Origin of the sequence: uncultured Thiodictyon sp. (assembly GCA_903837595.1) — a bacterium.
Lineage (GTDB): Bacteria > Pseudomonadota > Gammaproteobacteria > Chromatiales > Chromatiaceae > Thiodictyon.
Map to the genome: position 1 here is coordinate 1 of CAILVI010000393.1, position 8,850 is coordinate 8,850.

7 protein-coding genes and 1 pseudogene are annotated in these 8,850 nt (G+C 64.9%); 2 read left to right on the top strand and 6 right to left on the bottom strand.

All coding sequences use genetic code 11. From position 1 onward, the window contains the following. Window positions 1–2,013 (bottom strand): phosphate acetyltransferase (pta, locus tag QZY44_RS23560; protein ID WP_295453654.1); only part of this gene is annotated, 2,013 nt, incomplete at its 3' end. A gap of 198 nt (window positions 2,014–2,211) precedes the next feature. Next, window positions 2,212–2,610, bottom strand: coding sequence for a dihydroneopterin aldolase (locus tag QZY44_RS23565; protein WP_295453659.1), 399 nt, complete (start codon window positions 2,608–2,610; stop codon window positions 2,212–2,214). 121 nt (window positions 2,611–2,731) lie between these two features. Here QZY44_RS23565 and plsY point away from each other — a divergent pair, with 121 nt between their 5' ends. Further along, window positions 2,732–3,358 (top strand): glycerol-3-phosphate 1-O-acyltransferase PlsY, encoded by a 627-nt coding sequence (gene plsY / locus QZY44_RS23570; protein ID WP_295453676.1) that lies wholly within the window; start codon window positions 2,732–2,734, stop codon window positions 3,356–3,358. A gap of 38 nt (window positions 3,359–3,396) precedes the next feature. Further along, complete coding sequence (locus QZY44_RS23575) at window positions 3,397–4,329, top strand: alpha/beta hydrolase (RefSeq protein WP_295453662.1); 933 nt, start codon at window positions 3,397–3,399, stop codon at window positions 4,327–4,329. Window positions 4,330–4,441: 112 nt separating this feature from the next. Here QZY44_RS23575 and QZY44_RS23580 read toward each other — a convergent pair whose 3' ends face one another. From QZY44_RS23580 to QZY44_RS23595, 4 genes and pseudogenes are all read right to left on the bottom strand, one after another. Continuing rightward, complete coding sequence (locus tag QZY44_RS23580) at window positions 4,442–5,323, bottom strand: methyltransferase domain-containing protein (protein WP_295453665.1); 882 nt, start codon at window positions 5,321–5,323, stop codon at window positions 4,442–4,444. After that, the gene (locus QZY44_RS23585) at window positions 5,286–6,695 is read right to left on the bottom strand and encodes an MFS transporter (protein WP_295453669.1); all 1,410 of its coding nucleotides are present in this window, start codon (window positions 6,693–6,695) and stop codon (window positions 5,286–5,288) included. The genes QZY44_RS23580 and QZY44_RS23585 overlap by 38 nt, the downstream gene beginning before the upstream one ends. 1 nt (window position 6,696) lies before the next feature. Continuing rightward, on the bottom strand, window positions 6,697–7,611 hold the full coding sequence (locus tag QZY44_RS23590; RefSeq protein ID WP_295453673.1) for a hypothetical protein: 915 nt from the start codon (window positions 7,609–7,611) through the stop codon (window positions 6,697–6,699). After that, a pseudogene (locus QZY44_RS23595) lies at window positions 7,608–8,729 on the bottom strand (FAD-dependent oxidoreductase); the annotation flags it as partial. The pseudogene QZY44_RS23595 and the gene QZY44_RS23590, both read right to left, overlap by 4 nt. Window positions 8,730–8,850 lie beyond the last annotated feature (121 nt).

Genomic DNA, 8,850 nt, shown 5'->3' on the forward strand with positions numbered 1-8,850 from the left:
CAGGTCGTTCACGGGCTTCTTCAGACCTTGGAGGATTGGGCCGATGGCCACCGCGCCGGAACTGCGCTGTACCGCCTTGTAGGTATTGTTGCCGGTGTTGAGATCCGGAAAGATGAAGACGGTGGCGCGTCCGGCGACTTCACTGCCCGGCATCTTGGAGGCGCCCACGCTTGCATCCACCGCGGCGTCATACTGGATCGGGCCATCGACCTTGAGATCCGGGCGGCGCGCCCGGACGATGCGCACGGCTTCACGGACCCGCTCAACGTCCTCGCCCTTACCAGAGGTACCGCTGGAGTAGGAGAGCATGGCGATCAGGGGCTCGATACCGAAGGCCGCGGCCGTGGCGGCGGAGGAGATCGCGATGTCCGCGAGTTGCTCCGCGTCCGGATTCGGATTGATCGCACAGTCACCGTAGACCAGCACCCGGTCGGCCATACACATGAGAAAGACGCTGGAGACCAGTTTGGTACCCACCGCGGTGCGGATGGTCTCGAAAGCCGGGCGGATGGTGTGCTGGGTGGTATGGTCAGCGCCCGACACCATGCCGTCGGCGTCACCGCAGTAGACCATCAGGGTCCCGAAATAGCTCACGTCCTCCATCACATCGCGCGCCATCTGCTGCGAGATGCCCTTGTGCTGACGCAACTGGTGGTAGACGTCGGCGTAGCGCTCCCGCTCCGGGGATGTCACTGGGTCGATGATCCGCACGCCGTTGAGCTTCAGGCCCAACTCGGCGCAGCGCCGCGCGATCCGCTCGGGGTCGCCCAGGATCGTCAGGTCCACTACCTTACGCAGTGCCAGGATCTCCGCGGCGCGCAGGACCCGCTCGTCGGCCCCCTCCGGCAACACGATGTGCCGACGGATCGACTTGGCGCGGCGGAACAATTGGTACTCGAACATCAGCGGGGTGATGCGCTCGGAGTGCCGGACACTGATGCGTCCGCGCAGGTCGTCGATGTCCACGTTAGACTCGAAGACGCCCAAGGCCGCGGCGATCTTGCGTTCGTCCCCGGGCAGGATGGTCGGCTCGATGCGATTGACGTTGAGACTGGCCTGGAAGGTATCGGTGGGCACGCTCAAGATCGACATCTTGGTCTGCTCCATCCCCTCCAGCAGGCGCAGGACACTGTCGGCCGGGCGATGGCCGCCGGTCAGCACCAGCCCCGCGACCCGCGGAAAGGCGGCGGAGGCCTCCGCCGCCATGCTCGCGAGGATGATGTCGGAACGATCCCCCGCGGTGATGACCAGACAGCCATCCTCCAGATGGGCCAGGAAGTCCGGCACCTCCATGTCCGCCACCTTGTAGCTGGTGACCACTTGGTTCAATGCGTCGCCCTCGCCGATCAGGCACTGCGCCCCCAGTGCCTGGCCGATCTCACCCACCGTCGACATCCGCAGCGTGGGCTGCGCCGGCAGCACATAGACCTTCTCGGTGGTCGGCATCAGTGCGTGGGCGCGCTCGGTCACCTGGTCCAGATACTCCGGTGAGACACCATTGATGATGCTCGCCAGCACGTCGCCGCCGCGATTGCGCATGGACTCGTGGGCCAGCTGCAGGGCCTGTACGGCATCCGTGGGGCGGCGCCCGAAGCCCCTGACCACCACCACCAGGGCACACCCCAGGTTGTTGGCCAGGTCCGCGTTAAAGTCGAACTCCAGCGAGGGAATCAACCCGCGGAAGTCAGTTCCGGAGACCACCACCAGGTCGCAGGACTCCTCCAGGCGCTTGAACTTATCCAGTATAACCTTAAGAAATTCATCGTACTGGCCGCCCCCGATCAGCTTTCGCGCGGTCTGCGCGGTACAGCCGTAGAGCATCTCAGGCGGAAACGGCAGCGCGTAACGACTGCGGATCAGGGTCATCAGGTTATCGTCATCCGGCCCCGTAGCGATCATCGGGCGGAAGAACCCCACCTTGCGGTTCACCGCATAGAGCATCTCCATGAAGCCCAGGATGACCGCCGCCTTGCCGCTGCCGGAACTGGCGCCGGCGATGTAGACACTTTGCATTGCTGCTTCTCCAGGAAGATGAGGTGGCAGCGCGGGGCCCGACGGCCCTGCAATGCTGCATTGCAGCAATTGTGGCACGCCGGGGCTGAAACGGCCAAGAATGTTTACACCAGGCCGCGCCGGTCTGGGCATCGGCGGGGCCGACCGCGCCACCCCGGCTCACGGTTGGCGGCTAATCCAGCAGCGATCTTTCCCGGTTCAGGGGGTCTCTGCGCAGACCGCGCGGTGCCCTCGCTCGATGATCACACCCACATCCACCCCCGCGCCCAGCGCGCCGGGCTTGTTCAGGCTCAGCCGCACCCAATGGCAAGCGAACTCATCGTGCAGGATGTCGGCGCAACGCTCGGCCAGCGTTTCCACCAGATCAAAGCGGCTCTCGCCCATGAACTGGGTCAGGCGGCGAGTGACCGCGTCATAGTCCAACGCGTCCACGATGCGGTCGGTCGCGGCGGCCCGGCGTGTGTCGCAGCCCAACTCCAGGTCCAGGACCACGGGACGGCGGGCGCGCTTTTCCCAGTCGTGGATGCCGATCGTGGTCTCGATGGTCAGACCGCGGATAAAGACGATGTCTAACTGAGTGGGCGCGGGAACAGGCATGCGGGGACTCCGGCGGGGACTGAGGGCGGCCATGATGCCCCAGGATCGGGCGGCAAAACAGCCGCCGACGGGCACTTGACCGGATGCGGCATCCCGGTTCCAATGCGCACCTATGATTACCATAATAACCGCCGCCGCACTCATCATCGCCGCCTACCTGCTGGGCTCGATTTCGAGCGCGATCATCGTCTGCCGCCTGATGGGCCTGCCGGACCCCCGTACCCAGGGTTCCAACAACCCCGGAGCGACTAATGTACTGCGCATCGGCGGAAAAAAGCCGGCCGCCATCACACTCTTAGGGGACAGCCTGAAGGGGCTGCTGCCGATGCTGGTGGGGCACCTGCTGGGCGTCGGACCGGCCGTGCTGGCGGCTACCGGACTGGCGGCCTTCATCGGCCACCTCTTTCCGGTGTTCTTTGGCTTCCAGGGCGGCAAGGGTGTGGCGACCGCCTTCGGTGTCCAGTTCGGGATCTGGTGGCCGGTCTTCGGGATCTGGTGGCCGATCGGTCTGCCGGTTTTACTGATCTGGTTGTTCGTGGCCAAGGTACTGAAGATCTCCTCGCTGGCGGCCCTGATCTCCATGGCGCTGGCGCCGCTTATCGTGTGGCTCATGGGCCTGCCGCCGGCGCTGATGGGGATGCAGTTGATCATGAGCGGGCTCCTGATCTGGCGCCATCGCAGCAACATCGAGAAACTGATCTCCGGGCGCGAAGACCGGCTGACGGACAAGGACCCCTCCGAGGACTGACCACGCTCAGGCGTGGCAGGTCGCCGACCTGGACCCCTATGAACTCTAGCCACTCCCCCGCCGCTGCCTCGCTCATCGGGTTCCTGGGTCTCCTGCTCTGGGGCGCGCTGGCGGTTGCCGATCCGCGGGTCGCGCCGCCCGCCTGTCAGATCGCCGCCGGCACCGTGACCCTGGATGACGGGGTGGTCCACTACAGCCGCGCCGGTCAAGGGCCCGCGGTCTTACTGCTCCACGGGCTGTTCGCCCAGAAGGAGCAGTGGCACGACCTCCTGTGCGCCTTGGCGTCGGCCGGGTTTGAGGCGGTCGCTCCGGACCTGCCCGGGTTCGGCGCCAGCACTGACTTCCCAGTCACCGACTACGACCTGGTGCGCCAGGCCGAACTGCTGCACGCCTTCGTCGGCACGCTCGGGCTCGCTGACATCGCGCTGGCCGCCAACTCCATGGGCGGGACCATCGCCGCACTCTATGTGGAGCGTCACCCGCAAGCCGTGCGCCGCCTGGCCTTCATCGGACCGCCGCTGGGGGTGGTGGACTGGGCGCCCGGGGTCCAACAGGCGATCCAGAACGGCGTCAACCCATTCATTCCCATTGATCGCGACCAGTTCGACCTGGAACTGCGGCTCCTGTTCGCCGTCCCGCCGGCCGTCCCCGACCCGGTGCGCGACGCCATGATCAAGGACTATGTCGCACGTAACCGGCACTATCAGCAGGTCTGGGACATTGTGAACCTGTACGACCGCGCGTTGGACCCGCCCCCGCACGTGACGCTCCCCGTGCTGATCCTATGGGGCGAGGCCGACGGGGTCTATGCAGTCGCGGGCGCCAAGACACTGCACCAACGCCTGCCCGGCAGCACTCTCATCACCCTGCCCGGGGCCGCCCACCTGCCCATGCTGGAGCGCCCGTCAGAGACTGCGACGGCGCTGATCCCCTTCCTGCGGGCGCGCCCCGAACCTGCTCCAGACCATTAGGGTGTGGGAACGCTGCCTTGGGCAAGCCCGTCAGACCAGGCGCGGCACGCCGCCTTGGTGTTGGCTTCCCAATACGCCACCGCGATCGTCCGCGCCGAGTCGAGGCATTGAGCTACCTGGAGTTCATCTGCGCCGCGCCGGCAGACGCTCCTCCTGGTTTCACTCCCACCACCGTATAGGCGGTCAGCGTGCAAAGAAAGCCGCCGGATTGGCTCAGCGCCTGCGCGTCCAGCACCCACTCGTGCGCAACCGAAGGCATAAGACGACCGGCAGCCACCGCCCGCTCCACTGTTTGGCGCAGATTGTAGATGCGATCGGCCAGTGCGAAATTAGTGACCACGCAAACCGATGGCTCGATCATAACCTGCCGCAATCCGGCCGCCAAGAAATAGTGTTTCAGGTATCTGCCGATCCACCGGTTCTGGAATGAGCTCGCCCACAGTGTCTCAATGGTTGTAGTTGTTTCGTCATCGCTGCCGCTCACCGAAAAGGTTCCCCAATCGTTGTCGTAGGCCAACAGCAGCCCGCCCGGCGCCAACACCCGAACCATTTCCCGAATCACCTGTTCGGGGCCGGCGATATGCTGCAAGACCCGGTCGACCCGGGCACGACCAAAGCGCTCATCCGCAAATGGGAGATCGCGGGCGTCCGCTTGGACGTACCCGACACGCGAGTCGACCGGGGTGCGGGCCACCGCTGCATTCACCATCATGAAGCTGGCATCGACTCCCACGACGAATCCGTCAGCGCCGACGCGTTGCGCCATGCGCAATGCGTCGTCCCCGAGCCCGGAGCCAATCTCTAACACAGAAAGACCGGCCGACAGATCGAGCAACTCGTAGCTGCGCTCTTTGTAGGCCATGAAGTACGGCAGCGAATCGAGCAAGGTCAGACACTGCTGATAGGCGCTGGCGTCATCGCACGCATCCACATTGGCAAAGCCGGTCGCCAGATATTCACTGCACATCGTCATCACCCAACCGTTGTGGCTCACCGTGGCCACGGCTGAACGGCGGCCGGCGCGTGGGCGACGCGGCCCGCGGCGCGACCACCCTGCGCCATGATGATGGCTGCTGGTCCAGACCCGGCGTCCGCAACGGTCGCACCAGCAGCACCAGGACGGCGCCGAGGAGCAGGATGGCGGCGACGACCGCCAGCCCGGCGCCATAACCGGCCGTCAGGTCTTTGAACCAGCCCATCAGGTAGGGACCGACAAAGCCGCCGACGTTGCCCAGCGAATTGATCAGCGCGATACCACCGGCCGCCGCGGTCCCGCTGAGAAAGGAGGTGGCCAGCGCCCAGAACGGCCCCATCACGCCCCATACCCCCACCGCCGCCAGCGAAAACGCGAGCAGGGCCAAGGGCAAGGTTGCCGTCTGCGCCGCCAGCAGCGAACCTGCCGCCGCCAGCACCAGCGCGCCGGCGATATGCCAACGCCGCTCGGCGCGCCGGTCCGAGTGCCAGCCGATCAGCACCATCCCCAAGGACGCCGCCAGGAACGGCACGGCATTGAGCAGGCCAAGGGTAATATCGCCGACCTGCGTCAAGGCCCGCAGCATCTGCGGCAGCCACAGACCGATGCCGTACATGCCGATGACCATGCAGAAATACACGAGACCCAGCAGCCACACCCGCCCACTCGCCAGCGCCTCGCCCAGAGTGTGCCGAGTCTGACTGTGGGCAGCTTCCCGCTCCCGCCTCAGGGTCTGGTGCAACCAGTCGCATCCGCCCGGGGGTAGCCAGCGGACCTTCTCTGGACCGTCGGGCAGTTTCACCAGCACCACCAGTCCCAACAGGACTGCGGGCAGACCTTCGAGGACGAACAGCCAGTGCCAGCCGCGCCAACCCCACCAGCCATCGAACTGGAGGATGGCGCCGGACAGCGGACTGCCGATCAGTCCCGCCAGCGCGGTGGCGGTGGCAAACAGCGCGATCGCCTGCGCCCGTTCGCGGGCCGGAAACCAGGCGGTCAGATACAGGATGATCCCGGGAAAGAAACCGGCCTCCGCGACGCCGAGCAGGAAGCGCAGCACATAGAAGCCCTGTTCACTACGCGTCGTCGCCATCAGCATCGAGATCAGCCCCCAACTGACCATGATGCGGGCGATCCAGACCCGTGGACCGAGGCGTTGCAGGATCAGGTTGCTGGGTATTTCGAACAGCACATAACCGAGAAAAAATAGGCCGGCACCGGTCCCGTAGGCCACCGCGCTCAGTTGCAGGTCCTGATTCATCTGCAAGGCTGCGAAGCCGATATTGATGCGGTCGAGATAGGCGACGATGTAGAGCAGGCAGAGGGCGGGGATCAACCGCCAGGTGATCTGCTTCAGTGTCTCACGGGCAATGGGGTCAATCGCCGTGTCCATCTTACTCGTGACTCTGCGGTGGATTGCCTTTGAGCCGGTACACGAGCCCGGTCTTGGTCGTTCCGAGTGAAAGCCAGTCACGCCCGGCCGACTGCAAGGCAATGAAGAACTGCCGGCAGCGCTCGACCGCCTTCTCGTGCAGATCGTCCCGGCGCCTGAACTTAGCCTGAAAAGCGAACTCGCCGCACAGGGTGTGGTGGGTGCCGCGCTCGCGCCAGATGGCGATATTGGCGGCGGCGGTCACACCCTTGCCGAAATCCAGGGTGCCCAAGTCCTGCAAAACCTCCTCGACGATCGTCTGGTTCACGAGATGGACCCGCTCGTCAGCGACGGTATTCAGTGCCGCCAGGGCCGGGAACACACGCGCCAGGTTACCCATCACCGTACGATCACTCTCCGGCGCCTGGCTCAGGAAAAACTGCACATTGTGCGAGTATAGCAGCCGATACCCGCCCACCTGATCCTTGAGCGGCAGGGCCTCGGCCTTGAACTTGATCCGATATTTGCCGGCCATCTGGGGCCGCACATCCAGCTGCGCAGCCAACTGCTGGTCGGGGTGCCGAAACTTGAAGACGATCTCCGGGTCGGGCAGTGGAAAGCCGTCCTCGTAGGCGATGCGCCGACGCAGGATAAATGCATGATTGTAGAGCAGGAAGTCGGCCGTATCCAGGAACACCACCTCGCGAAACACGGGCTTGACGGCGAGCGGTCGATTGATGAAAACGACCCCGCACGCCTTCGCCGTCTGCGCCACCAGTTCGCCGTACTCCAGGAAGACCCGCGCGGAGGTGAAACGGTCCGGTTTCAGGATCAGCTTGCACTCCAGGTACTGCACCGTATCCTGTGGACTGCCGTCGCTGTATTGACCCGGTGTACCCAAAGCTCCCGGCGCCGCCTGCAATTCGTTCGTCGTCATCGCTCTAACTCCACCATTTCGTTCAGTGACCTTTGTTCGATATAGCCATCAATCAGATGGCGCGCAAGCGCAAAGGCGCTCGTAAACGCCGGAGAGATGGCGTTCAGGACATGCGTAGCACTATGGCCACGCTCCACCAGAAAGTCCATGACCAGACGTCCGGTAGTACGGTCCAACAGCTGCGCGCGTATGCCCACCTTGTCCGTCGCAAGCAGGTGCTCAATCCGCAGCCCCGGCAGCAGGGCGCGCGCCGCAACGCCGAAACCACGCTTGCTGATCCGTGCCGACTCCTGCCAAGCCAGGCGGCGAAAGCCGTCGCGACCAACGATCAATTGACTGGCGAGTAGGGCGGCGATACGACCCGCTTCAGTCAGGGTGATGCCCTGCAGACCACGGTAATTCTCGCGTCCAAACGCCGGGGTGGCGGTCGGCCCCAGGTAAACGTCGCCGGTAACGCTGGTAGTGGTGTGTACACCAAGGAAGGGCACGCGCAGGTCAGGTACCGGGTAGATCAGATGACGCAGGCGTATCCCCGAGTGCGGGTCCAGCCTCCAGTAGGCGCCGCGGAAGGGTAGCAAGGTGTAGCGCCGGCCGGCGCCGAAGTGATGAGCAACGGTGTCGGCGTGGGCGCCGGCACAGTTGATCGCGTGGCCGTAGCTCAGGCCGACGCCGGCCCAGGTCAGTCGCTGACACGTGGGTTCAACGCGCTCAAGTCGACCACCGCACCGGATATCGACACTGGCGTCTTGACACTCTCGGGACACCGCATCAAGGACCGCGCTGGGTGAGACCACTGCCGTATTGGGAACCAACAGCGCCTCTCCGGTGGCAGAGCGGACATCGGGCTCCATTCTGCCTAGCGTGTCCCGGTCGATGCGTTGGACCGCGATGCCATGCGCCGCGGCCCGGGATTCGAGCAGACCGAGTTGGGACGCATCCTGGGCGCGCACCGGGACCAAGAGCTTACCGGGGCGATGCAGTGGGAGTTGGCGCTCTTCACAATACTGGGCAAGCTCACGCGCCCCTTGTGCGCAAACCCGCGCCTTCAGGGAGCCTGGTGGGTAGTAAATGCCGCTATGCAAGACACCACTGTTGCGTCCGCTGGCGTGACGACCAGCACTGGCTCGTTCGCTCGCCGCTCGGGTTCCTGCTGGCTACCAGCGAAGGGGTCCGGGAGCGCCCTGGCGCAACCTGCGGGGTCATCGTGTGGTTGAGGACCGCCGTCAGGTACCGCAGTGC

Coding starts and splice junctions, on each gene's coding strand:
- QZY44_RS23585 (WP_295453669.1), bottom strand. CDS start 6,695: ATGGACACGGCGATTGACCCCATTGCCCGTGAGACACTGAAGCAGATC.
- QZY44_RS23590 (WP_295453673.1), bottom strand. CDS start 7,611: ATGACGACGAACGAATTGCAGGCGGCGCCGGGAGCTTTGGGTACACCG.
- QZY44_RS23565 (WP_295453659.1), bottom strand. CDS start 2,610: ATGCCTGTTCCCGCGCCCACTCAGTTAGACATCGTCTTTATCCGCGGT.
- QZY44_RS23575 (WP_295453662.1), top strand. CDS start 3,397: ATGAACTCTAGCCACTCCCCCGCCGCTGCCTCGCTCATCGGGTTCCTG.